General features: G+C 71.3%; 25 protein-coding genes and 3 tRNA genes. 20 read left to right on the top strand and 8 right to left on the bottom strand.

Annotation, left to right across the window (positions count from 1 at the left end; translation table 11 throughout):
- Positions 1-186: 186 nt before the first annotated feature.
- From ABT170_RS29210 to ABT170_RS29200, 3 genes are all read right to left on the bottom strand, one after another.
- On the bottom strand, positions 187-846 hold the full coding sequence (locus ABT170_RS29210; protein WP_329940770.1) for a response regulator: 660 nt from the start codon (positions 844-846) through the stop codon (positions 187-189).
- Positions 847-1,325: 479 nt separating this feature from the next.
- A complete protein-coding gene (locus ABT170_RS29205) occupies positions 1,326-2,681 on the bottom strand; it encodes a sensor histidine kinase (protein WP_351872292.1) in 1,356 nt (451 codons plus the stop codon).
- Positions 2,682-2,963: 282 nt separating this feature from the next.
- Entirely contained in the window at positions 2,964-4,151 is a 1,188-nt protein-coding gene (locus tag ABT170_RS29200) for a sensor histidine kinase (protein WP_351872290.1), read from the bottom strand.
- Between the two features lie 135 nt (positions 4,152-4,286).
- Here ABT170_RS29200 and ABT170_RS29195 point away from each other — a divergent pair, with 135 nt between their 5' ends.
- The 14 genes from ABT170_RS29195 (at position 4,287) to ABT170_RS29130 (ending at position 17,203) form a co-directional block, all read left to right on the top strand.
- On the top strand, positions 4,287-4,721 hold the full coding sequence (locus ABT170_RS29195; RefSeq protein ID WP_399960927.1) for an NADH-quinone oxidoreductase subunit A: 435 nt from the start codon (positions 4,287-4,289) through the stop codon (positions 4,719-4,721).
- Positions 4,712-5,431, top strand: a complete 720-nt coding sequence (locus ABT170_RS29190) for an NADH-quinone oxidoreductase subunit NuoB (RefSeq protein WP_329940707.1) — start codon at positions 4,712-4,714, stop codon at positions 5,429-5,431. Before ABT170_RS29195 ends, ABT170_RS29190 begins: the two co-directional genes overlap by 10 nt.
- A gap of 107 nt (positions 5,432-5,538) precedes the next feature.
- Positions 5,539-6,696, top strand: coding sequence for an NADH-quinone oxidoreductase subunit C (locus ABT170_RS29185; RefSeq protein ID WP_351872367.1), 1,158 nt, complete (start codon positions 5,539-5,541; stop codon positions 6,694-6,696).
- Complete coding sequence (locus ABT170_RS29180) at positions 6,693-7,661, top strand: complex I subunit 1/NuoH family protein (protein ID WP_329940706.1); 969 nt, start codon at positions 6,693-6,695, stop codon at positions 7,659-7,661. Before ABT170_RS29185 ends, ABT170_RS29180 begins: the two co-directional genes overlap by 4 nt.
- Positions 7,661-8,302, top strand: a complete 642-nt coding sequence (locus ABT170_RS29175; RefSeq protein WP_351872285.1) for a NuoI/complex I 23 kDa subunit family protein — start codon at positions 7,661-7,663, stop codon at positions 8,300-8,302. Before ABT170_RS29180 ends, ABT170_RS29175 begins: the two co-directional genes overlap by 1 nt.
- Positions 8,299-8,904, top strand: a complete 606-nt coding sequence (locus ABT170_RS29170) for an NADH-quinone oxidoreductase subunit J family protein (protein WP_329940704.1) — start codon at positions 8,299-8,301, stop codon at positions 8,902-8,904. Before ABT170_RS29175 ends, ABT170_RS29170 begins: the two co-directional genes overlap by 4 nt.
- Entirely contained in the window at positions 8,904-9,308 is a 405-nt protein-coding gene (nuoK, locus tag ABT170_RS29165) for an NADH-quinone oxidoreductase subunit NuoK (RefSeq protein ID WP_329940703.1), read from the top strand. The genes ABT170_RS29170 and nuoK overlap by 1 nt, the downstream gene beginning before the upstream one ends.
- On the top strand, positions 9,305-11,305 hold the full coding sequence (locus tag ABT170_RS29160; RefSeq protein WP_351872281.1) for an NADH-quinone oxidoreductase subunit 5 family protein: 2,001 nt from the start codon (positions 9,305-9,307) through the stop codon (positions 11,303-11,305). The genes nuoK and ABT170_RS29160 overlap by 4 nt, the downstream gene beginning before the upstream one ends.
- Before the next feature lie 27 nt (positions 11,306-11,332).
- Positions 11,333-12,916: a complex I subunit 4 family protein gene (locus ABT170_RS29155; RefSeq protein ID WP_351872364.1), complete on the top strand. Its 1,584-nt coding sequence runs from the start codon at positions 11,333-11,335 to the stop codon at positions 12,914-12,916.
- Positions 12,913-14,637, top strand: coding sequence for an NADH-quinone oxidoreductase subunit N (locus ABT170_RS29150; protein ID WP_502970580.1), 1,725 nt, complete (start codon positions 12,913-12,915; stop codon positions 14,635-14,637). The genes ABT170_RS29155 and ABT170_RS29150 overlap by 4 nt, the downstream gene beginning before the upstream one ends.
- Before the next feature lie 127 nt (positions 14,638-14,764).
- Positions 14,765-15,226, top strand: coding sequence for a large conductance mechanosensitive channel protein MscL (mscL, locus tag ABT170_RS29145; protein WP_329940701.1), 462 nt, complete (start codon positions 14,765-14,767; stop codon positions 15,224-15,226).
- A gap of 274 nt (positions 15,227-15,500) precedes the next feature.
- Complete coding sequence (gene htpX, locus ABT170_RS29140) at positions 15,501-16,364, top strand: zinc metalloprotease HtpX (RefSeq protein ID WP_329940700.1); 864 nt, start codon at positions 15,501-15,503, stop codon at positions 16,362-16,364.
- The gene (locus tag ABT170_RS29135) at positions 16,361-16,753 is read left to right on the top strand and encodes a YccF domain-containing protein (protein ID WP_329940699.1); all 393 of its coding nucleotides are present in this window, start codon (positions 16,361-16,363) and stop codon (positions 16,751-16,753) included. Before htpX ends, ABT170_RS29135 begins: the two co-directional genes overlap by 4 nt.
- A 177-nt stretch (positions 16,754-16,930) precedes the next feature.
- Entirely contained in the window at positions 16,931-17,203 is a 273-nt protein-coding gene (locus ABT170_RS29130) for a GlsB/YeaQ/YmgE family stress response membrane protein (RefSeq protein WP_329940698.1), read from the top strand.
- A 51-nt stretch (positions 17,204-17,254) separates the two neighbouring features.
- On the opposite strand, the gene ABT170_RS29125 is transcribed toward ABT170_RS29130, so the two are convergent.
- The 3 genes from ABT170_RS29125 to ABT170_RS29115 form a co-directional block, all read right to left on the bottom strand.
- Entirely contained in the window at positions 17,255-17,932 is a 678-nt protein-coding gene (locus ABT170_RS29125) for an alpha-ketoglutarate-dependent dioxygenase AlkB family protein (protein ID WP_443034210.1), read from the bottom strand.
- A gap of 149 nt (positions 17,933-18,081) precedes the next feature.
- The gene (locus ABT170_RS29120; protein ID WP_329940697.1) at positions 18,082-18,648 is read right to left on the bottom strand and encodes a methylated-DNA--[protein]-cysteine S-methyltransferase; all 567 of its coding nucleotides are present in this window, start codon (positions 18,646-18,648) and stop codon (positions 18,082-18,084) included.
- A 243-nt stretch (positions 18,649-18,891) separates the two neighbouring features.
- Complete coding sequence (locus tag ABT170_RS29115) at positions 18,892-19,380, bottom strand: YajQ family cyclic di-GMP-binding protein (protein WP_266931780.1); 489 nt, start codon at positions 19,378-19,380, stop codon at positions 18,892-18,894.
- A 165-nt stretch (positions 19,381-19,545) separates the two neighbouring features.
- On the opposite strand from ABT170_RS29115, the gene ABT170_RS29110 reads away from it, so the two are divergent.
- Positions 19,546-19,627, top strand: a tRNA-Tyr gene (locus tag ABT170_RS29110).
- A gap of 95 nt (positions 19,628-19,722) precedes the next feature.
- Here ABT170_RS29110 and ABT170_RS29105 read toward each other — a convergent pair.
- Both ABT170_RS29105 and ABT170_RS29100 read right to left on the bottom strand, forming a co-directional pair.
- Positions 19,723-20,379: an SDR family oxidoreductase gene (locus ABT170_RS29105; RefSeq protein WP_329940696.1), complete on the bottom strand. Its 657-nt coding sequence runs from the start codon at positions 20,377-20,379 to the stop codon at positions 19,723-19,725.
- Positions 20,380-20,413: 34 nt separating this feature from the next.
- Positions 20,414-21,712, bottom strand: coding sequence for an amidohydrolase family protein (locus tag ABT170_RS29100; RefSeq protein WP_351872274.1), 1,299 nt, complete (start codon positions 21,710-21,712; stop codon positions 20,414-20,416).
- 290 nt (positions 21,713-22,002) lie between these two features.
- On the opposite strand from ABT170_RS29100, the gene ABT170_RS29095 reads away from it, so the two are divergent.
- The 5 genes from ABT170_RS29095 (at position 22,003) to ABT170_RS29075 (ending at position 23,432) form a co-directional block, all read left to right on the top strand.
- Positions 22,003-22,075: transfer RNA gene (locus ABT170_RS29095), tRNA-Thr, on the top strand.
- A gap of 45 nt (positions 22,076-22,120) precedes the next feature.
- Positions 22,121-22,193: transfer RNA gene (locus ABT170_RS29090), tRNA-Met, on the top strand.
- A gap of 89 nt (positions 22,194-22,282) precedes the next feature.
- The gene (rpmG, locus tag ABT170_RS29085) at positions 22,283-22,447 is read left to right on the top strand and encodes a 50S ribosomal protein L33 (protein WP_003956487.1); all 165 of its coding nucleotides are present in this window, start codon (positions 22,283-22,285) and stop codon (positions 22,445-22,447) included.
- 104 nt (positions 22,448-22,551) lie between these two features.
- Complete coding sequence (locus tag ABT170_RS29080) at positions 22,552-23,004, top strand: FAS1-like dehydratase domain-containing protein (protein WP_329940694.1); 453 nt, start codon at positions 22,552-22,554, stop codon at positions 23,002-23,004.
- Positions 23,004-23,432: a MaoC family dehydratase gene (locus ABT170_RS29075; protein ID WP_329940693.1), complete on the top strand. Its 429-nt coding sequence runs from the start codon at positions 23,004-23,006 to the stop codon at positions 23,430-23,432. Before ABT170_RS29080 ends, ABT170_RS29075 begins: the two co-directional genes overlap by 1 nt.
- Positions 23,433-23,495: the final 63 nt, after the last annotated feature.

Below are 23,495 nucleotides of genomic sequence, written 5' to 3'. Positions count from 1 at the left end.
CACCCTACTTCCGCAGGGGTCGCCCTCCAGGGACCGGTCATATGGTGGACGCCCTTTTGAGACACCCATTTGGCCCGATTTGACATTATTTCCAAGCCCCCCAGTCGTTCGCCCGAAACGCTGCGTGCTCATTCTTTGGTGCTAGGTCCTCGACATCCCCGGCAGATCTGACAGAGTGTCAGTTCTCTAGGATCTGAGGTAGGTCAGGACGGCCAGAACGCGCCGGTGATCTCCGTCACTGGGGGAGAGGCCCAGTTTCAGGAAGATGTTGCTGACGTGCTTCTCCACCGCGCCGTCGCTCACCACCAGCTGTCTGGCCACCGCGGAATTCGTCCTGCCCTCGGCCATCAGACCGAGGACCTCCCGCTCGCGCGGTGTGAGCCCGGCCAGGACGTCCTGCTTGCGGCTCCGGCCCAGCAGCTGCGCGACCACTTCCGGGTCCAGCGCCGTCCCGCCCTGCGCCACCCGTACGACGGCGTCCACGAACTCCCGGACCTCCGCCACCCGGTCCTTCAGCAGATAGCCCACGCCCCGGCTGCTTCCGGCCAGCAGCTCGGTGGCGTACTGCTCCTCGACGTACTGCGAGAGCACCAGCACCCCGATCCCGGGGTGGTCCTTGCGCAGCTGCACCGCGGCCCGCACCCCTTCGTCGGTGTGGGTGGGCGGCATCCGCACATCGGCCACCACCACATCGGGCAGCGCCTGCTGCGCGTCGAGGTCGGCCACGGTCTTGATCAGCGCCTCGGCGTCCCCCACCCCCGCGACGACGTCATGCCCGAGATCGGTGAGCAGCCGGGTGAGTCCTTCCCGGAGCAGTACCGAATCCTCGGCGATGACCACCCGCACCCTGTCCTCCACGACGCTGTGTCCCCCCACTGTTGTTGATGTGTGTCCAGCTTCTGTCGTCCCCAGCATCCCAGGACCGGCGGGCGGATGGGACGGCGCCGGGAAGGGGGTACGACTTGGTGAGGTTTCCCCGATTCGGGGGTGGACACGCAGCGTGTCGGGAGTTTCACCAGGTGGTGGTACGGGTGACCGGGCAGGCGATCACGGGGAGGCCGCCCGGCGGCGGGCTGGGGTCCGGCCGGTCCGACGGAGCGTCCGGACGCGCGGGGCTGGACGTGGGGGACGGACGTGGGGGACGGGCGCGGGGCTGGACGTGGGGCCGCGCGGTCCGGGGCGGGACAGCCCGCCGCTCCGCCACGGACCGGGCGTCCGGGGCGGAGCGGGGGCCACCGCTGTGCGGTGCCTTGGCTGACGGGCGGTGCGGGGGCTGCGGGGGGCTGCGGGCGGTGCGGGGGGCTGCGGGGGGCTGCGGGGCGGGCTCAGCCGCGCCAGGGCAGCTCGGCCGTGACCGTGGTCGGGCCGCCCACCGGGGATTCGACCACGAGGATGCCGTCCACCGCGTCCAGCCGCTCCGTCAGCCCGGCCAGACCGCTGCCCGACGTCACATCGGCGCCGCCCCGTCCGTTGTCCGTGACCTGGAGCATCAGGCGGTCCGCCGCCCGCCACACGTCGACCGTGGCACGGGTCGCGTGTGCGTGCTTGCTGACGTTCTGGAGGAGCTCGGACACGGTGAAGTAGGCGATGCCCTCGATGGCCTGGGCGGGCCTCGTCGTCAGGTCCACCTCGACCTTGACGGGGACGGTGCAGCGGGAGGCGATGGCGGAGAGTGCGGCGTCGAGTCCTCGGTCGGTGAGGACGGCGGGGTGGATGCCGCGTGCGAGGTCGCGGAGTTCCTGGAGGGCGACTTTGACCTCGCCGTGGGCTTCGTCGACCATGCGGGCGGCGGCTTCGGGGTCGGCGGTGAGTTTTTCCTTGGCGAGGCCGAGGTCCATGGCGAGGGCGACGAGCCGGGCCTGTGCGCCGTCGTGGAGGTCGCGTTCGATGCGGCGCAGGTCGGCCGCCGCGGTGTCCACGACGACCCCCCGGTCCGACTCCAGCTCGGTGACGCGGGTGGCCAGCCGGGACGGGCCGAGCAGACCGGAGACCAGCAGCCGGTCCACGGACACCAGGCCCCGCACGACCCACGGCGTGACCAGCACCACGGCCAGGCCGATCGCACTGGTCACGGCCAGCTCGTAGGGGGAGTCGAGGTAGATCTGGTGGTTGTCGTCGCCGTACAGCTGGATCCCGCCGGCACCCGTGTACGCCGGGAAGACCCAGTGCCACAGCGGATAGGTGAACATCGTCCACCCGACCGACCAGAACGTGATGGCCACGACGAAGGCGAAGATCGCCCACGGGAAGTGCAGGAGCGAGTAGAGCAGGTGCCGCCAGGACACCCCGCTCTTCAGTACCGCGCCGACCCACGACATCATGCCGCCGGTCTTCCCCCGCGCCGGCGCGGGGGACGCCACGTCCAGCTTCAGCAGCCCGCGCGCCCGGACCCGCTCCAGCGCGCCGAAGCCCCGGCACATCGCCAGCCCCACCGCGAGTACCGGAATGCCGAGGAATGTGATCAGCAGGCCGAAGCCCATCGAGATCATGGTGATCGAGAGGGCGAACAGCGTGATGCTGATCGGGAGGCTCAGCACCAGGTACAGAAGCTCGCGCCACGCCCGAGCCTCCAGCGGCGCACGCAGCGCGGCCGGGAGGAAGTGCTTGACCGGGGGGTGGTCCCCGGCGCCGGAACCGGACCTCTGGAGGTCCCGCGTGTCCGGTCCGTATGCCGTGGCCATGAGGTCCGTCCGTTCCGTCTCTGTCGCAGCGGCTCGTTCTCCGCGGCATGTGGCTTCTCAACTGGTACCAGGGTGCGGGGCCGCGGGGGTCTCGCACCATGAGGGGGGTCTCCGTATCCGCCCGGGGGTTTTCCCCACCCCCCGGGGGCGGATGGCGTGGTGGAGCCGCAACGCGTCCGCGCCGTAACGGCCTTGGCCGCGCCCGTGGCGCCCTCGGCGCCCTCCGTGCCCGTAGCGCCCGTAAGCCGGCCTCGGCCCGGTTCCTCCGCGCCGCAGCCGCCTTCACACCGCCTTCGCGGGCTCCGTACGGTCGCGCCAGGGCAGCTCCGCGGTGACGGTCGTCGGTCCGCCCACCGGGGAGTCCAGGACGAACAGCCCGTCCACCGCCCCCAGGCGCTCCGCGAGACCCGCCATTCCCGTACCGCCGTCCATCCGCGCGCCGCCCGACCCGTCGTCGCGCACCTGGAGCATCAGACGGTCCGCCGCCCGCCACACCTCGACGGACGCCGACCGGGCGCCGCTGTGCTTGCTGACGTTCTGGAGGAGTTCCGACACGGTGAAGTAGGCGATCCCCTCGATCGCCTCGGCGGGCCGCCCCGGCAGCTCGACCGACACGTTCACGGGGACGGTGCAGCGGGAGGCGATGGCGGAGAGTGCGGCGTCGAGTCCTCGGTCGGTGAGGACGGCGGGGTGGATGCCGCGTGCGAGGTCGCGGAGTTCCTGGAGGGCGACTTTGACCTCGCCGTGGGCTTCGTCGACCATGCGGGCGGCGGCTTCGGGGTCGGCGGTGAGTTTTTCCTTGGCGAGGCCGAGGTCCATGGCGAGGGCGACGAGCCGGGCCTGTGCGCCGTCGTGGAGGTCGCGTTCGATGCGGCGCAGGTCGGCCGCCGCGGTGTCCACGACGACCCCCCGGTCCGACTCCAGCTCCGCGATTCGGCGTTCCAGTTCGTCGGAGGGCGAGAGCAGCCCCCGTACCATCGCCCGGTCCGCGTTGCTCAGCGCCCGCGCGATGAAGGGCAGCACCGGCCACAGGACGAACAGACTCACCAGGGTGACCACGAACGTCACGATGCCCCACGGCAGCCGGACGAACGCGAACAGCAGCGCCCGCCAGCCCACCGGATCCTTCAGCCCCGTCCACAGCCAGGAGAGGAACCCGGCGTCCCGGCGGCTGCGCGCCATCGAGCTCGGCTCCTCGACGTGCAGACCCAGCAGGGCCCGCGCCCGGCCCCGTTCCGCCCGTCCCAGCAGCCGGGCGCCCTGGAGCCCGACGGTGAGCAGGGGCAGGCCGATCACCGTGACGGAGAACCCCACGCCGACACCGAGCATGAACACCGCGTAGACAAAACCGGCAATCGTCATGGGCAGGTTGGCCAGGAGGTACGCGATCTCCTTCCAGGTCCACCGGTCGAAGGCGAAGCGCGCGGGTGGCGGCCGGTCGTTGTCGGGTACAGAGGGGCTCATGGTCATACGACCAGCCTGCCGGGCCGCGCACGCGCACGCCATGGGGCTCGTGGGCGGCGTGAAGTAGGGATAACCCCACCCCGTTGCCCGACGCGGCTGCTTACCAGTTCTTTAACAGGGCCTAGACTCCCGTGCGTACAGATGGCCGGACCGGTGTGTTCGAGGGAGCGAGGGGCGGACGTGAGGACCGAATCGACCGTTCTCGCGTCGGAGTACTTCCAGAGCTATTCAGTGGTCGGACTGCTCGCCCTGATCGGCGTGCTGTTCGTCGCCGTCGCCTTCGGGGCCGGCCGACTGCTCAGGCCCGTGGTTCCGACGCCGGAGAAACTCCTTACCTACGAGTGCGGCGTGGACCCCGTCGGGGAGGGATGGGCGCACACACAGGTGCGCTATTACGTCTACGCCTTCCTGTACGTGATCTTCGCCGTCGATTCGATCTTCCTCTTTCCGTGGGCGACGGTATTCGCGGCCCCCGGATACGGTGCGACGACGCTGGTGGAAATGTTCATTTTCCTCGGCTTCCTGGCCGTGGGACTGCTCTACGCATGGAAGAAGGGCGTCCTCGAATGGGCGTGACGAGCCGGACGACCCCGGAACCGCAGCCCGGTCCGACGCCGCGACAGGCATCCACCCCGGACTCGCCACCGGCCTCGGCTCCGGTCGCGACGCCGGTCGCGCAGCCGGTCCCGCTGCCGGAGCCCAAGCGGCTCGGAGTGCTCTCCCGGCTCGCCCCCGAGCCGATGAAGGTGGTCCTCAACTGGGGCCGCCGCTACAGCCTCTGGGTCTTCAACTTCGGACTCGCCTGCTGCGCCATCGAGTTCATCGCCGCCTCGATGGCCCGCCACGACTTCATCCGGCTCGGGGTGATCCCGTTCGCGCCCGGCCCCCGCCAGGCCGACCTCATGATCGTGTCCGGCACGGTGACGGACAAGATGGCCCCGGCCGTCAAGCGCCTGTACGAGCAGATGCCCGAGCCGAAGTACGTCATCTCCTTCGGCGCCTGCTCCAACTGCGGCGGCCCCTACTGGGACTCGTACTCCGTCACGAAGGGCGTCGACCAGATCATCCCGGTCGATGTGTACGTACCCGGCTGCCCGCCCCGGCCCGAGGCGTTGCTCCAGGGCATCCTCAAGCTCCAGGAGAAGATCGCCCGCGAGTCGCTCGCCGAGCGGTACGCCACCGGGCCGGACGCCCCCGAGGGCGCCGGTACGGGCCGTGCGTCCACCGCCGCGCTGCGCAGCGCACCGGTCGCCGCCCCCACCGCACCGGGGGAGGAGGGGAAGTGACCAACCCCGATCCCGCCTCCGGAGCCACGCCCGCCGACGCGACGTCAGCGGCCCCGCCCGCCGACACGACTCCGGCGGTCCCGGCCGGTCCGGAGGCGTACGACCGGCTGCCGGACGCCGTCACCGAGATCTTCGGCGCGGACGCCACCGCCGAGCGTGCCTACGACCTGCTGACCGTCGACGTTCCCGCCGCCTCGTGGATCGACGCCCTCGAAACGGCCCGCGACCGACTGGGCTGCGGCTACTTCGACTGGCTCAGCGCCGTCGACGAACCCGGCACCGGCTTCCGCGTCTGCGCCCATGTCGCGGCCCCGCGAACCGGTACGGTCCGCCGCCTCCTGATCCGTACGACCGTTCCGCACGAGGCCCCGGTCCTGCCCAGCGCCATCGGCGTCTACGCGGGCGCGGAGTGGCACGAGCGCGAGACCCACGAGATGTTCGGCATCGGCTTCGAGGGCCACCCTCATCTCGTCCCGCTCCTGCTGCCCGAGGGCTTCGAGGGCCACCCGCTGCGCAAGGACTTCGTCCTGGCCGCCCGGGTCGCCAAGGCATGGCCCGGGGCCAAGGAGCCGGGCGAGTCCGAGCACGGAGGTCCCAAGCGCCGCACGATGCTGCCGCCCGGCGTCCCCGACCCGAACGAATGGGGCCCGCTCAAGGGCCAGCTCCCGCCCGCCCCCTCCCGCCCGGCCCGCGGCGCCCGCGCCGCGGCGGGCGACCGCCCCGTACGCCGGGCCCGCAGCGCGAGCGAGGGCTCGGCCGCCCAGCGCGCGGCGACGGGCACGGAGGCGGCGGCGGACACGGCGGCGGGTGCGGCCGGAGAGTCCGCGACGCCTGCGGCTCCCGTGGCCCCTGCGGCTCCCGCCGCCCGGCCGCGGCGTTCGCGCAGCGTGTCCGAGGGCTCGGCGAGCCAGCAGCGCGCGGCGACACCCCCGGCCCCTGAACCGGACACCGCGTCAGGGCAGGACACCGGGGCCGGGCCGAGCACTGCGTCCGCGCAGGACGACACGGCGAGCGCTCCCGGGGCCACGCCCCCGCGCGCCCCGCGCCCCCCGCGCAGCACCGACGCCCCCTGGCACGACGCCCGCCCCGCGTTCGACGACACCGACGGCGGCGGGGCCGGTACGTCCCGGTCGACCGGCGGCACGCCCGCTCCCGAGCATGACGCCGAGCCGGACGCCGAGCCGGACCCCGGCACAGAAACCCGCCCGGACCGTCCCGATCAGGCCGACCGTCCCGACCGTCCCGCCGGAGGGGATTCCGCGTGAACGACGTACTCGACGTCGCCCTCCGGCTCGTCATCGTCTTCGCCGTGTTCATGGTCGTCCCGCTCGTCGTGGGCCAGACCGAGCACAAGGTGATGGCCCATATGCAGGGACGCCTCGGCCCCATGTACGCCGGTGGCTTCCACGGCTGGGCCCAGCTCGTCGCGGACGGCGTGAAGTTCGCGCAGAAGGAGGACGTGGTCCCGGCCGAGGCCGACCGCCGGGTGTTCCAGCTCGCGCCCGCCGTCGCGCTCCTGCCGTACCTCCTCGTCCTCGTCGCCATCCCGATCGGCCCCGGTGAGGGCGCGGTCGGCCAGGTCGTCGACGCGGGCATCTTCTTCGTCCTCGCGGTGATGGGCATCGGGGTGCTCGGCTCGCTGATGGCCGGCTGGGCCTCGGCCAACAAGTTCTCGCTGCTCGGCGGACTCCGGACCGCCGCCCAGCTGCTCGCCTACGAACTGCCGATGCTGCTCGCCGCCGCCTCCGTGGCCATGGCGGCGGGCACCGTCTCGCTCCCCGGCATCCTGAACGCCTTCGAGTGGTGGTGGCTCCCCTGGCAGATCGTCGGAGCCCTGGTCTTCTTCGTGGCCGGACTCGCCGAACTCCAGCGTCCCCCGTTCGACATGCCCGTCGCCGACTCCGAGATCATCTTCGGCGCGTACACCGAGTACACCGGGCTCCGTTTCGCCCTGTTCCTCCTGGCCGAGTACGCGGGCATCGTCGTCCTGTGCGGCCTGACCACGGTGCTGTTCCTCGGCGGCTGGCACGGTCCGCTCGGGGCCGACGGGCTCGGCTGGGTCTGGACCCTCCTCAAGACCGGCATCCTCGCCTTCGTCGTCATCTGGCTGCGCGTCAGCTATCCCCGCCTGCGCGAGGACCAGCTGCAGAAGCTCGCCTGGACCACGCTCATCCCGCTCGCTCTCGCGCAGATCGCGCTCACCGGCATCGTGAAGGTGGCGATCAACTAGTGCCTCCGATCCCTGGCTCCGGCCTGGCCAAGGGCCTCGCCGTCACCCTGCGCACGATGACGAGGAAGACCGTCACCGCGCAGTACCCCGACGTCCAGCCCGAGCTGCCGCCCCGCAGCCGCGGCGTCATCGGCCTGTTCGAGGAGAACTGCACGGTCTGCATGCTCTGTGCCCGGGAGTGCCCCGACTGGTGCATCTACATCGACTCCCACAAGGAGACGGTGCCCGCGGCGGCCCCGGGCGGCCGTGAACGCAGCCGCAATGTCCTCGACCGCTTCGCGATCGACTTCTCGCTCTGCATGTACTGCGGTATCTGCATCGAGGTCTGTCCTTTCGACGCGCTGTTCTGGTCGCCGGAGTTCGAGTACGCGGAGACGGACATCCACGAACTCACCCACGAGCGGGACAAGCTCCGCGAGTGGATGTGGACCGTGCCGGAGCCGCCCGCACTCGACCCGGGGGCCGAGGAGCCGAAGGAGATCGCCGCGGCCCGCAAGACCGCGGAGAAGCTCGAAACCCAACGCGCCCAGGCAGCACAGGAAGCCCAGGCAGCCCAGGAAGCGCAGCAGTCCCAGCAGGCGCAGGAAGCACAGGCCACGCGGGAAGCGCGGCAGACACCGACGCAGGAGGGGGATCAGTGACCCTCGCCGCCACCGCCGCCACCGCCGCCACGACGGCTGCCACCGTCACCACCGCCGCGGACCACCCCGGCTTCCTCTCCCCGACCGGTGTCGAGATCGCCTTCCTCCTGGTCGGCCTCGCCACCTTCGGCGCGGCACTCCTCACCGTCACGACCAAGCAGCTCGTCCACGCCGCCCTCTGGCTGGTCGTGACACTCGGCGGTCTGGCGGTCGAGTACCTCCTGCTCACCGCGGAGTTCATCGCCTGGGTCCAGGTCCTGATCTACGTGGGTTCCGTCGTCGTCCTGCTCCTCTTCGGACTGATGCTGACCAGAGCGCCCATCGGCCGCTCCCCGGACGCCGACTCGGGCAACCGGTGGGTCGCCCTCGGCGTGGCCGCCGCTGCCGCTGCCGCCCTCGTCTGGGTGGTCGTGGATGCCTTCCGGACCACCTGGATCGACCTGGAAGGACCGGCCCAGGGCTCCACCCGGGCATCGGGCGAGTTCCTCTTCAGGCACTGGGTGCTGCCCTTCGAAGCGCTCTCGGTCCTGCTGCTCGCCGCCCTCGTCGGCGCGATCGTCCTGTCCCGCAAGGACAACACGGCCCGAGAGGACAAGAGCTGATGCACCTCGCCTATCCCGCCGTGCTCGCCGTCCTCCTCTTCTGCACCGGGCTGTACGGCGTACTTGCCCGGCGCAACGCGATTCTCGTCCTGATGTCCGTCGAGCTGATGCTCAACGCCGTCAACCTCAACCTGGTCGCCTTCGACGTCTGGCTCCGCGACGCACTCCACTCCGGCCAGGCCCTCACCCTCTTCACCATCGCCATCGCCGCGGCCGAGATCGGCATCGGCCTGGCGATCGTCCTCGCGGTCTACCGCAACCGGGGCAGCTCCGACATCGACCGCCTCCGCGACACCGCCGAGACGGACGCGGCCGAAGAAGCGGACCGGGCGGACACCGCCGAAGACGCAGACCAGGCCACTGCTCCGGCAGGGAAGGCAAAGAAGGCGGAGGCCACCGCGTGACCACCACGACCCTCGCCGCCCTCGTTCCCCTGCTCCCCTTCCTGGGCGCGGCGGCCGGCCTGCTCCTGGGCCGCACCGCCCCCGGTTACGTACGCCCGCTCGCGATCCTCCCCACCCTCGGCGCGGCCGTCATCGCCGTGATCGTCGCCGCACGCCAGGGCGGCGGCCGGGCCATCGACGCCGCGACCCAGCTGACCCCCACCGGCTCGGTCCCCATCGACCTCGCCCTGCACCTCGACGGCTTCGCCGTCCTCGTCGCCGTTCTGGTCGGGCTCGTCGCGACCTGCGTGCAGATCTACTCGACCGCCTACCTGCGCGACGACCCCCGCTACCCCTCGTACGCGGCCCTCGTCTCCCTCTTCACCGCCGCGATGCTCCTCGTCGTCTACTCCGGCGACCTGATGGTGCTCCTGGTCGGCTGGGAGATCATGGGCATCTGCTCGTACTTCCTCGTCGGCCACTACTGGGAGACGCCCGAAGCGCGGGCGGCCTCGCTCAAGGCCTTCCTGGTCACCAAGCTCGGCGATGTCCCCTTCCTCATCGGCCTGTTCGCGCTCGCCGCCGACACCGGCACCTTCCGCATCACGGGCATCCTCGGAGCCGTCGCGAACGGCGGACTCGACCACCCGACCCTCATCGCCCTGCTGCTCCTCGCGGGCGTCGCGGGCAAGTCCGCGCAGTTCCCCCTGCACACCTGGCTGCCCGACGCGATGGCCGGTCCCACGCCCGTATCGGCGCTCATCCACGCAGCGACGATGGTCGCCGCCGGTATCTACTTCGTGGCCCGGCTCCTCCCCGTCTTCGCCGCCTCCGGCGCGGCCCTCGTCGTGCTCGCGGTGATGGCCGCCGTCACGATGATCGGCTCCGGAATCGCGGCCCTGGCACAGGACGACATCAAGCGGGTCCTCGCCTACTCGACGATCGGGCAGCTCGGCTACATGTCCGGTGCTCTGGCCGTCGGCGACCGCGGTGCCGCCGTCTTCCACCTCCTCTCGCACGGTGCGTTCAAGGCCGTCCTCTTCCTCGCCGCAGGGGTCGTCATCCACGCCGCCGGGACGAACTCACTGGCCGCCATGTCCCGTATGGGCGGGCTGTCCCAGCGCATCCCGGACGCCTACTGGACGATGACCGTCGCCCTCCTCGCCCTCGCCGCGATCCCGCCGTTCGCCGGCTTCTTCTCCAAGGAAGCCGTCCTCGTCGCCGCCGAGCACACCGCCTTCGGCGACCGCGACGTCGCCCCGGCCGCCGCCGGCTGGACGATCCTCGTCGCCGGACTCCTCGCCGCCGTCCTCACCGCCGCGTACGCCACCCGCCTGTGGCTGCTGGCCTTCCGGGGCCGCGGCGCCGAGGCCCCCGACCACGGCAGGCAGCCCGTCGCCATGACCTCGGTCCTGTGGCTCCTGGCCGTCCCCACCATCGCCTTCGGGCTCACCGTCGGCACGATCTCCGACTGGTTCGACGGCAACAGCCTCACCCCCTCCCTCGCCACCGCCGTCCTCTCCACGGGCGTCGGCCTCGTCGGCGGTCTGGTCACCTATGCCGCCTGGCGGCACCGCACGGCGCTGGCCGCCCGTACCCCGATGGGCGCGGTCGTCGCCCACCCCGACGCCGAGCCCGCCCTGGTCGAGGTCGAGGCGATGACCTCGCACACCGCCGCCTACGGCCACGACGGGGACGCCCCCGATCCCGCCGACCCCGGCCGTCTGCTCCTCGGCCCGCTCCACCGCCACGCGGCCGCCGGCTTCCACCTGGACGCCCTGTACGCGACGCTCTTCGTCCGCCCCGTGCTGGCCGCGGCCCGCGTCGTCCGCTTCCTGGACCGTGAGGTCGTCGACACCTATGTACGCGGCTCCGGCACCGGCGCACGCTGGCTCGGCACCGCCGTCCGCCGCGCCCAGACCGGCAACGTGCAGACCTACCTCAGCGCACTGCTCGCCGGTTCCCTTGTCCTGGCGATCGCCGCCGTCGTCTTTGCCACCGTCAACGCCGGGTCGTGAGCCGTGATCGATATCAGCGAATCCGTGATGCAGTTCCTTCTCGCGTTCATCGTCGTCGCCCCGCTCCTCGGCGCCGTCGCGGCCCTTCTCCCGGCACCGCCCGGACTGCGGGGCAGGAACCCCGACCAGGCGGTGCTCCGCCACGGAGTGACCGTCACCGGCGTCGTCCTCATCGCCGCGATCGTCCTGGCCGCCGGCTTCGACCACGACCACCCGTCGAAGATGCAGGCCACCACCGACATCAGCTGGATCCCGGCGCTGGACGTGCGGATCCACCTCGGCATCGACGGCATCTCGCTCCCCCTTCTCGTACTGACCGCGCTCCTGACCTTCCTCTGCGCGCTGTACAGCTACTTCTCCATGCCTTCCGGCCCCTCCCCGAAGGCCTTCGTCGCCCTGATCCTCGTCCTGGAGTCCGGCACCCTCGCGACCTTCGCCGTCCTCGATCTGCTGCTGTTCTTCCTCGCCTTCGAGATGGTCCTCATCCCGATGTACTTCCTCATCGCCCGCTGGGGCGGCGACCGGAAGCAGGCCGCCGCCTGGAAGTTCATCCTCTACACACTGCTCGGCTCGGTCGTCATGCTGCTGGGCCTGCTCCTCATCGGACTGAAGAGCGGCACCTTCGACATGGTGGCACTCGCCACTGACAACGGCCGTGGTCTCACCTCGTCCGTGCAGGTCATCGCCGTCCTGGCGATCGGCATCGGCCTCGCCGTGAAGACCCCGATGTGGCCGCTGCACAGTTGGCTCCCCGACGCCCACACCGCCGCCCCGACCGTCGGCTCCGTCCTCCTGGCGGGGGTCATGCTGAAGATGGGCACCTACGGGTTCGTCCGCATCCTGCTCCCCATCACCCCCGACGGGATGCACACCTTCGCGCCCTACCTCGCCGCCTTCGCGGTCGCCGGAATCATCTACGGATCCCTCGCCTGCCTCGCCCTCGCCCGCCCCGGCTCCCGGGGCGACCTCAAGCGCCTGATCGCGTACTCCTCGGTCGGCCACATGGGCTTCGTGCTCCTCGGCATCGCGACCATGACCCCCACCGGCGTCAACGGCGCGCTCTTCGCCAACATCGCCCACGGCCTCATCACCGGCCTGCTCTTCTTCCTGGTCGGCGCGGTGAAGGACCGGTACGGCACCGCCGACCTCGACACCCTCGCCGGTGCCACCGGAGCGGCGCTCTACGGCCGGGCCCCCCGCCTGGGCGCCCTGCTCGCCTTCGCCGCCGTCGCCTCGCTGGGGCTGCCCGGACTCGCCGGATTCTGGGGCGAGATGCTCACCCTGTTCGGCGCGTTCGACCCCGCCGAGGGCCTCAGCCGCCCCGCGTTCCGCACCTTCATGGCCATCGGCGCGTTCGGCACCCTGCTCACGGCCGCGTACATGCTCCTCGTCGTACGCCGCGTCTGCATGGGTGAGCCCACCGAGACCCGGCATCCCGGCGAGGCCCAGCACCCCGGCGGCACCCGGCAGCTCGCCGACATCCAGGCGTACGAATTCGCCGCCTGGACCCCGCTCGCCGCCCTCACCGTCCTCGCCGGACTCTGGCCCGCCGTCCTCCTCGGCCTCACCGACCCGGCCGTGCAGAAGCTCCTCGCAGGAGGCAAGTCGTGACCGCGGACCTCGTGACCACAGCAGCCGGGGCCGTCCGCCCGGCAATCGACGCAGGAGCAGGAGCAGGAGCAGGAGCAGCAGGCACGGGCGCAGGCACGGGCGCAGGCGCGGGAGTCCCGGGGCTGCTCACCGCCGCGGCCGACAGCACCCCCAGCCTCGTCCAGTCCATCGACTGGCTCGCCATCGCACCGCCCGTCATCGTGGCCGCCTGCGCCCTGATCGTCCTCGTCGCCGACCTCTTCCTCCCCGAGCACCGCAAGCAGTACCTCGGCTACGGCACCATCGCCGGACTCCTCGCGGCCCTCGCCCTCCTCGTCCCGCTGCGCGCCGGGGACCGCTCCACCTTCTGCGTCACCGAGACCACCCGGGCCTGCAGCTACACCGCCGACCACTTCGCCCTCGTCATCCAGGCACTCGTACTCGGCGGAGCCCTCCTCACCGCGCTGCTCTCCCTGGACGACACCCGTAAGCTCCCGGCGGGCGAGTTCTGGTTCCTGCTGCTGTCCTCGGCGGCGGGCGCGGCGCTCCTGCCCGCCGCCCGCGACCTCACCACGCTCGTCGTCGCACTCGAAGTCGCCTCGCTCCCCGCCTTCGCCCTGGTCGGCATCAAGCGCGGCGACCGGCGCTCCTCGGAAGCCGCCCTGAAGTTCTTCCTCTCCTCCGTCGTCGCGACCGCCGTGATGCTCCTCGGCGTCAGCTTCGTGTACGCGGCGACCGGCACCATGCACCTGACCGAGCTGGCCACCCGCCTCGACGGCGTACCCGGTCAGCTGGACACCCTCGCCAAGGCGGGCGTCGCCCTCACGCTCGTCGGCTTCGCCTTCAAGACGGCCGCCGCACCCTTCCACTTCTGGGTCCCCGACACCTATGTCGGCGCGCCCCTGCCGATCGCGGCCTATCTTTCCGTCGTCGGCAAGGCCGTCGGGTTCTCCGGCCTCATCCTCGTCACCGTGGTCGCGTTCCCCGCCTACGCCGACGTCTGGGGACCGGCCCTCGCCGTCCTCGCCGCACTCACGATGACGATCGGCAATGTCGCCGCGCTGCGCCAGAACGCCACCCGCGCCCGCAGCGCCGTCCGCCTGCTGGCCTGGTCGTCCGTCGCGCAGGCCGGCTACCTCCTGGTCCCGATCGCCGCCGCCGCGTACGCCGGTGACGAGCGGATCGGCTCCACCGTCGCGTACGCCCTCATGTACGCCGTGGTGAACCTCGGCGCATTCGCCGTCGCCGCCCTCGTGGCGCGTACGAACCCCGGCAACCGGATCACCGACTACCGGGGCCTGTACGCCACCCGCCCCCTCGCCGCCCTGGCGATGGGCTTCTTCCTGCTCTGCCTGGCCGGGCTGCCGCCGGGCATCATCGGCCTCTTCGCCAAGGTCACCGTCTTCTCGGCGGCCGTCGACGCGGGGCTCGGCTGGCTCGCCGTGGTCATGGCCGTCAACGTCGTGATCGCCCTCTACTACTACCTTCAGTGGACGGCCGTCCTCTTCCGGAGCCCGGAAACCGCCGCCACGGCCGCCACCGACGCCGCCGCCCCCGCCGGGGCGGATGCCGCGACCGGGACCGGCGAAACGGCGGGCGAGGGCGCCCCGGGGCCCGCCCCGCACCGGCTGCGCGCCCCCGCGCCCCTCGTCACCGCGATCGCTCTCACCACGCTCGCGGGCGTGGTCCTCTCGGGTGCCCCGCAGCTCGTCCTCAGGTTCGCCGCGGTCAGTCTCTTCTGACGCCCCCGGGGAGCCGCCCGGAAGCCCCAAGATCGGTTTGCCCGCGGCGGCCCCCACAGGGCAGGGTTCATGCCTGCATACGTCACGTAAAGGACGTCACGTAGCGGGTACAGAGGAGCGAAGAGCAGTGCTGAACGGGTTCAAGGACTTCATCCTGCGCGGAAACGTCATCTCCATGGCGATCGGGCTCGCCGTGGGAGCCGCCTTCACCGCCGTCGTCACCGGCTTCAGCACCGCCTTCATCACCCCGCTGATCGGCCTCGCCACCGGCTCGGTCGGTGACTTCAGCGCGGCGGAGTTCTCGGTCCAGGGCGCCATCTTCCCGTACGGCAAGTTCCTCGCCGCCGCCATCGCCTTCCTCATCACCGCCGCGGTCCTCTACTTCTGCGTCGTCGTCCCCATGGCCAAGGTCCAGAACCGCTTCACGTCCAAGAACGACGAGAAGGCCGACATCAAGGCCGCCGTGCGCGACTGCCCCCGCTGCTACACGGAGATCCCCGCCATCGCCTCCCGCTGCGGGCACTGCACCAGTGACGTCCAGCCCGACCCCGAGGCACTCGCCCTCGCCGGGCTGCCCGCGCAGCGCTGACCCCCCTGCGGCCCCGCAGGCCCCCCGCAGCCCCCGCAAGCCCCCCGTGGCCCCCGCAGGCCCCCCGGGACACCCGTACGGCCTAAAGGCCGTCCCGTACGGGCGACGGTGCCCGAAGAGAGGCCGGAGCGGCCGGGAACACCCCGCCCTCCGGCCGTGCGCACAAGGGAACTAGCTCCCCTCGCCTGGCGTTGACCAGTACGGGAGGCTCCACTGGAGAGTGGAGCACCACCAAGCAAAGGGTTCCCCTGCTGCACCACTTGGAGGGCGTACCGTGCACCGCCGGCACAACGGGCTGAAGACCGCCGTACTCCTCGGGGGACTGTCCGCACTCATCATCGTCATCGGCAGCTTCTTCGGACGTACGGGCCTGATCGTCGCGCTCCTGGTAGCCGTCGGCACCAACGCCTACGCGTACTGGAACAGCGACAAGCTGGCACTCAGGGCCATGCGGGCCCGCCCCGTCAGCGAATTCGAGGCGCCACAGCTCTACCGCATCGTGCGGGAGCTCTCCACCGAGGCCCGCCAGCCCATGCCCCGGCTCTACATCTCGCCGACCCAGGCACCCAACGCCTTCGCCACGGGCCGCAATCCTCGCAACGCCGCGGTCTGCTGCACCGACGGCATCCTCCAGATCCTGGACGAACGAGAGCTGCGAGGAGTCCTGGGACACGAGCTCAGCCATGTCTACAACCGCGACATCCTGATCGCCTCCGTCGCCGGAGCCCTGGCCTCCGTCATCATGTTCCTCGTCAATTTCGCCTGGCTGATCCCTGTCGGCCGGTCCAACGACGACGAGGGCCCCGGCATCCTCGGCATGCTCCTGATCATGATTCTCGGCCCGCTCGCCGCCTCCGTCATCCAGCTGGCCGTAAGCCGCTCGCGCGAGTACGAGGCCGACGCCTCCGGAGCCCAGCTCACCGGCGACCCCCTCGCACTCGCCGGCGCCCTGCGCAAGCTCGACGCCGGTACGAAGCAGCTTCCGCTGCCCGCCGAACCGAAGATCGAGACGGCGAGCCACATGATGATCGCGAACCCGTTCCGCCCCGGCCGGGGCATGGCCAGGATGTTCTCGACGCACCCGCCCATGGCGGAGCGCATCGCCCGACTCGAGCAGATGGCAGGTCATCGCCCGTGAAGACAATCCTGAACGTCATATGGCTCGTCCTGTGCGGCTTCTGGATGTTCCTCGGCTACCTCGCCGCAGGCCTCCTGCTGTGCATCACGATCATCGGCATCCCCTTCGGTCTGGCCGCCTTCCGGATCGGCGTCTATGCCCTGTGGCCCTTCGGCTACATGGTCGTGGACCGCCGCGACTCCGGGGCGCCCTCCTGCGTCGGCAACGTCCTCTGGCTGATCCTGGCCGGATGGTGGCTCGCGCTCGGCCATATCTTCACCGGCATCGCCCTGTGCGTCACGATCATCGGCATTCCGCTCGGCATCGCGAACTTCAAGCTGATCCCGGTCTCCCTCATGCCCTTCGGCAAGGAGATCGTCCGCACCGACCAGCCCTTCGCCGGCCGCTGAGGGCCGGCCCGCCATCCCTGGCGGGCGCGCGACGACAGCCACGGCACCCCGCCGTGTCGCCGGAGCGCCCGAACACGTCCTGGGATAGCCCTTGGACCGCGTGCCCGCGCCAGGCAACCCGCAGCACCTCGGCCGCGTCTTGGATTCCAGGACGAGGCAAGGGGTAGGTGCGGCGGTATGAGCATTGTCGGTTGGATCATTCTGGGGCTGCTCGCGGGCGCCATAGCCAAAATCCTGCTCCCGGGCCGGGACCCGGGCGGCATCGTGGGAACGACCCTCATCGGCATCGTGGGTGCCTTCGTCGGAGGCTGGCTGTCCAGCCGGTTCCTCGACCGCCCCATCAGCAACGACTTCTACGACACCGCGACCTGGGTGGCCGCCGTCGCCGGCTCCCTCGTCCTGCTCATCGCCTACCGGCTGCTCTTCGGCAACTCACGCGGACGCCGCTGACACCCAGCCGTCCGCACGGCACACGCGGCGTGGTCCGCGGCGCTCGGTGCCTCACCGATCGCCCAGCCCCGTCTCGCGCAACGTCAGATTGAGCCGGCCGGCCCGCAGCCCCGTCTCCGGGCCGGCCGTCCCCGCGTACACCTTCGGCACTCCGTGGAAGGCGAGACGTGACGGTCCGCCGAACACGAACAGGTCCCCGGACGCCAACTCCACGTCGGTGTACGGCCGCCCCCGGTCCCGGGTGTTCCCGAACCGGAACACACATGTGTCCCCGATGCTCAGCGACACCACAGGAGCACCGGAGCGCTCCTCCCGGTCCTGATGCATGCCCATCCTCGCCGCGCCGTCATAGAAGTTGATCAGCGCGGTGTCGGGCGCGAACGAGGCGGCGGCGTCCGCGTCCCCGTACGCCTCGGCCACCGCCGCACGCCCCAGATCCGCCAGCCACTCCGGGAATCCGGCGACCCGCGCGCCGTTCACATCATCGGCGGTACGCCCGTACCGGTACGGCTGCCAGTGCCACCCCAGGCACACCGTCCGCACCGACATCACCCCACCGCCGGGCAGCACCGTACGCCGCAGCGGAACGGGCCCCAGCGCCCACTCCCGGCACGCCGTCACCAACTCCCGCCGCAGGTCCGGTGACAGCCACTCCGGTACGTGAACGGCGCCCGGTGCGACGACCCTCCGCGGCCGGGGAAAGAGACCGTCGGACGGTGGGGGATCCACGCGCGACACCACTCACCCCACCATCCTCACCACTCGCACCACACCACTCGCAGAACCACAGCCCGGAGCCCGGCGGCCCCGGAGCCCGGCGGCCCCCGGAGCACGGCGACCGGAGCACGGCGAAAACGGCCAGCTCACCGGGCCACGGCTCAGCGGTCCGCGGCTCGGGGCCCCGGGGCCGACGCGCCTTCGAGCTCCAGCAGCCGTTCCTTGCGCTCCAGCCCGCCCGCGTACCCGCGCAGCGCCCCGTCCGCCCCGATGACCCGGTGACACGGCCGCACGACCAGCAGGGGATTGCGCCCGATCGCCGTCCCCACCGCACGCACCCCCGCGCCGGAGGAACCCACCCGCTCGGCGATCTGCCCGTACGACACCGTCTCGCCGTACGGAATCGCGTCCAGCGCCCGCCAGACCCGCCGCTGGAAGGGCGTACCCGCCCCTTCCGCGTACGGGATGTCGAAGCGTGTCAGCCGGCCCGCGAAATACGCCTCCAGCTGCGCGGCGATCCCGTCGAACAGCTCAGGAGCCTCCCGCCAGCCGTCCTGGACGACCGCGCCGCCCTTCTGGCCGGGCAGGGACAGCGAAACCAGTCCGACACCGCCCGCCGCCGCCGACGCCGTACCCACCGCCGCGGCGTTCTCCGCGCCCGCCGGCACCTCGCCGACCAGCAGCAGCTCGCCCAGCGGGCTGCCGACCTTCGCGTACACGGTCGTCATGATGTGTCTTCCTCCTCGCCCGGCGAACCGAGGCCTGTGCCACGAAGCCCGCACCGACCAGTCTGCGCCGTGCACGGCACCCCCACTGGCGGTATTCGGACATCGCGTCCAGGGCCTCCACCGGGACGCACCACCCGGCCCCGCGACCGGGATGCCTCCGGAACGCCCGCGGGGCGGTCCGCGCCGACCGGCACGCCCGCCCCGCCCTCGGCCCGCCGCGGACCGGACAACCGCGTGAGCCGTCTACCGGTAGTTGGCGAACTGCACCGCGAAATCGAAGTCCTGGCCCTTGAGCAGCGCCTGGACCGCCTGAAGGTCGTCCCGGCTCTTCGAGCTGACCCGCAGCTCGTCGCCCTGGACCTGCGCCTTGACGCCCTTCGGACCCTCATCGCGAATGATCTTCGCCACCTTCTTGGCGTTCTCCTGGGAGATGCCTTCCTCGATCGTGGCGAAGATCTTGTACTCCTTGCCGGACAGCTGCGGCTCTCCGGCGTCCAGCGACTTCAGCGAGATGCCGCGCTTGATCAGCTTGGACTGGAAGATGTCGAGGATGGCCTTGACCCGCTCCTCGCCGTTCGCCTCCATCAGGATCTTCTCGCCGGACCAGGAGATCGAGGCGCCCGTGCCCTTGAAGTCGTAACGCTGGGAGATCTCCTTGGCGGCCTGGTTGAGGGCGTTGTCGACCTCCTGCCGCTCGACCTTCGAGACGATGTCGAAACTGGAGTCGGCCATGACGTGTGGCTCCTTGTGTCGATGCGTTGGGATACAGCCCAAAGCCTAGCTATCGCCGCCCGCCCCGAGTGCTGATCAATCAGGTGGCGGAGCACCCCTACGCATCGGGTATCGTTTACGTCGTCGCCAAGGAGCACCCGAGTGGAGTTCCGACGCGTCGTTCGAGGCGGTGTGCCCGAGTGGCCAAAGGGAGCAGACTGTAAATCTGCCGGCTCAGCCTACCCAGGTTCGAACCCTGGCGCCGCCACGCGAACGGAGCCCCCGACCAGCACGTCTGGTCGGGGGCTCTTTCGTTTCCGTTCAGGTGCGCCGCACCTTTCGCGGCCGTGCCCGGTGGCCCGGTCAGTTGCCCGCGACGTGTTTCACCGCGACCGTCACCGGCACGCTTCCCGCGATCAGTTCCAGCGTCAGGCCGGCCGTCGCCGGGGTGTCCAGAAGCTCCAGCAGCGTCGCCGCCACATCGTCGCGGGGCACCGGCCCACGCCCGGTAGAGGCGGCCAGCAGCACCTGCCCGGTGCCCGCGTCGTTCGTCAGCATCCCGGGGCGCAGGATCGTCCAGTCGAGTGCGTCCCGGGACCGCACGTCCGCGTCGGCGGCCCCTTTCGCCCTCAGGTAGACGTCGAAGACCTCGTCGCCCGGGTGTTCGGGGTCGGCGCCCATGGAGGAGACGACGATGTAGCGCCGCACTCCGGCCCTTTCGGCCGCGTCCGCGAACAGCACCGCCGCGCCCCGGTCCACGGTGTTCTTCCGTTCCGAGCCGCTGTTCGGGCCCGCCCCGGCCGCGAAGACCGCCGCGTCGGCGCCGCGCAGGGCTTCCGCGGCTTCCTCCACGGACGCCGATTCGAGGTCCAGTACGACCGGTTCGGCGCCCGCCGCCCGCAGGTCCTCGCTCTGCTGCGGGTTACGGATGACGCCCGCGGCCTCGTCTCCGCGCGCGGCGAGCAGACGCTCCAGCCGCAGCGCGATCTGACCATGTCCACCTGCGATGACAATGCGCATACTCACGACCGTACGCCGGAGTGCGGCGGCGCGCTCAAGGCCTGCCGCCGGGCTGCGAGTCGGGACGGCCCTGGCGGGGAAGGCCGAGGGCGACCGTGGTCTCGGAGTCGCAGTACTCGCGTACGGCACTGGTACGGGCGACCACCCGGCCCCGGTGCACCACGATCCGGCTGTAGGCGAGCGAGAGCACCCCGGCGACCGTGTCCCCCCGGACGGCGAGGAGCTCGGCGGGGAAGCCGGCCTCGACCCGCACCTCGGGCAGGCCCATGGCCTCCCGGGCGGTGACGGAGACGGCGTCGTAGGCGTGTTCGGCGCGCAGGCCGTTCTGCGAGGCCAGGAGGTAGGCGGCTTCGAGGGGGTCGCCCCGGCCGACGGGGTTGGAGGCGTCGCGCAGCGCCCCGCTGCCTGCCGCGACGCGTACGCCGGCGGCGCGCAGGAGGCGTACGGGCGTGGTGCCGCGCCGTTCCGCGCCGCAGCAGCCGCCCTGGGGCAGGCAGATGATGGTGACTCCGGCGGCGGCCAGCTGGTCGGCGGCGCGGGTGGCGGCGTCGTGGGGGAGCTGGGCGAGGCCGGCGCACGGCCCGATGGCGACGCCGGGGCGCAGTCCGCCGGCCATGGCGGCGAGGCGGGCGAGCCGGGCGGGATCGTCACTGTCCGTGTGCAGGTCGACGGGGCAGCCGTGCTCGGCGGCGATCTCCAGGACGGCCTCGGTGTAGCCGGTGGGGTCGGGGTCGAGGTCGGGGCAGCCGCCGACGACCCCGGCGCCCATTTTCACGGCGTCGCGGAGCATGGCGAGGCCGTCGGCGCCCGCGACGCCGGTGAGCAGGCGGGGAACGGCGACGGCGGTGAGATCGGCGAGACCGCGCAGCGCCCGCCGGGCCTGGAGGACGGCTTCGAGGCGGGCCAGGCCCTGGACGTCCCCGATGCGCACGTGGGAGCGCAGGGCGGTGGCGCCGTGGCCGAGCTGGAGCAGGGCGGCCTCGGTGGCGCGGCGCTGGATGTCCTCGGCGCGGTGGGAGGCGGGGCCGGGGCTGCCGGGGCCCGTGCTGTCGGCCGTGAGCGCGGTGTCGCTGTGGGCGTGGGGCTCGGCGGGGGCCGGGAGCAGGAGGTACCCGCGCAGGTCCACACGGGGCCCACGGGCGCCGAGGCTGCCCGTGGTGCCGACGGCTTCGATACGGCCGCCACCGAGGCGTACGTCCACGGTGCGGCCGTCGGTGAGCCGGGCGCCGGAGAGGACGAGCGCGGGGGTGTCGCCGGTGGTGGCGTCATCGGTGGCCGCGTCGGCGCCGCCGGGCACGTTGTCGTCGGGCCGCCGCGGCTGGCTGTCGGGCATCGCGCTCCTGGGAGGGGTACAAGATCACTTGGAGTGGGTCGAGCCTAGGGGGGCTCCGGGCCCGCTTCGAGGAGGAGCGGAATAGTCGTACCGGTGTGGCTCGTGGGGCGTGCCGAGTGCCGCTACGAGGCTGTGGCGGGGCGGTGCCGGGAACTCGATCAAGGCCCTGATCACGGCGCTGTTCACGGCCCGCCCGGGGGGCTCGGCGGGGCGCGGTTCCGGGGCCCGGCGCGGGTCGCCGAAACGGATTTGGGCGATCGGCGGAGGACCGTGTAATGTCTTCATCGCTCGCCCCAATAGCTCAGTCGGTAGAGCGTCTCCATGGTAAGGAGAAGGTCTGCGGTTCGATTCCGCATTGGGGCTCTGGTGATCGGGAAACCCCGCTTCGGCGGGGGGACTCGTCATCAAAGCGGTGTAGCTCAGTCGGTAGAGCAAGCGGCTCATAATCGCTGTGTCACCGGTTCAAGTCCGGTCACCGCTACTAACGGTAGCCGATTGTGGGGTCGGTCCTTCGATCGGCTACTCTTTTATGCGTTCATCCGTCCATCCGTCCGTCCAAGGAGCACTCACGTGGCTGCCACCGACGTCCGCCCGAAGATCACGCTGGCCTGCGTGGAGTGCAAGGAGCGGAACTACATCACCAAGAAGAACCGGCGTAACAACCCGGACCGTCTTGAGATGAAGAAGCACTGCCCGCGCTGCAACTCGCACACCGCGCACCGCGAAACGCGCTGAATCAGGCTCGTACACGAGGCCGTCCCCCTTGGGGGGCGGCCTCGTGTCGTTGTATGGGGCTGTTCCCCGCTGTTATTCGTCTTTCATCAGGAGGTAGCGAGCTCATGGCGCTCGACCAGTCCTTCGTGGGGCGGACCTATCCGCCCACTCCGGCGTACGAGGTCGGCCGGGAGAAGATCCGCGAGTTCGCCGAGGCGGTGGGCGACGTCAATGCGGCGTACGTCGATCCGGCGGCCGCACGGGCGCTCGGGCATTCCGATGTGATCGCGCCGCCCACCTTTGTCTTCTCGATCACGTTCAAGGCCGCCGGAGTGGTCGTGCAGGACCCGCAGCTGGGGCTGGACTACAGCCGCGTGGTGCACGGCGACCAGAAGTTCACCTATGTGCGCCCGGTGCGGGCGGGGGACCGGCTCACGGTCACGTCGACGATCGAGGGCATCAAGTCCCTGGCGGGCAACGACATCCTGGACATCAGGGGCGATGTGCACGACGAGTCCGGTGCGCTCGTGGTGACGGCGCTGACGAAGCTGGTGGCGCGCGCCGCCGAGGAGGCGTGATGACGGCGAAGATCAGTTACGAGTCGGTCGAGGTGGGCACGGAGCTGCCGGCGCGGTCGTTCCCGGTGACGCGGGCGACGCTGGTGCAGTACGCGGGTGCCTCGGGCGACTTCAACCCGATCCACTGGAACGAGAGGTTCGCGCGCGAGGTCGGGCTGCCGGATGTGATCGCGCACGGCATGTTCACGATGGCCGAGGCGATCCGCGTGGTCACGGACTGGGCCGGGGATCCGGGTGCGGTCGTCGACTACGGGGTGCGGTTCACCAAGCCGGTCGTCGTGCCGAACGACGACAAGGGTGCGCTGATCGAGGTCAGCGGCAAGGTCGCCGCGAAGCTGGACGACCGCCAGGTGCGGGTCGATCTGGTCGCCGTGTGCGACGGCAAGAAGGTGCTCGGCATGTCCCGGGCGGTCGTCCGGCTCGCCTGAGAGCCCGTCGCGTACGTACGGTCCGTGGCCCGGCCGAGGAGGCGGGGGCGCGGACCGTACCCT

The sequence above is a fragment of the Streptomyces sp. NPDC001787 genome (genome assembly GCF_040297465.1).
GTDB lineage: Bacteria > Actinomycetota > Actinomycetes > Streptomycetales > Streptomycetaceae > Streptomyces.
Note: the sequence above shows the minus strand (reverse complement) of the source record. Positions and strands in the feature narration are given on the sequence as shown.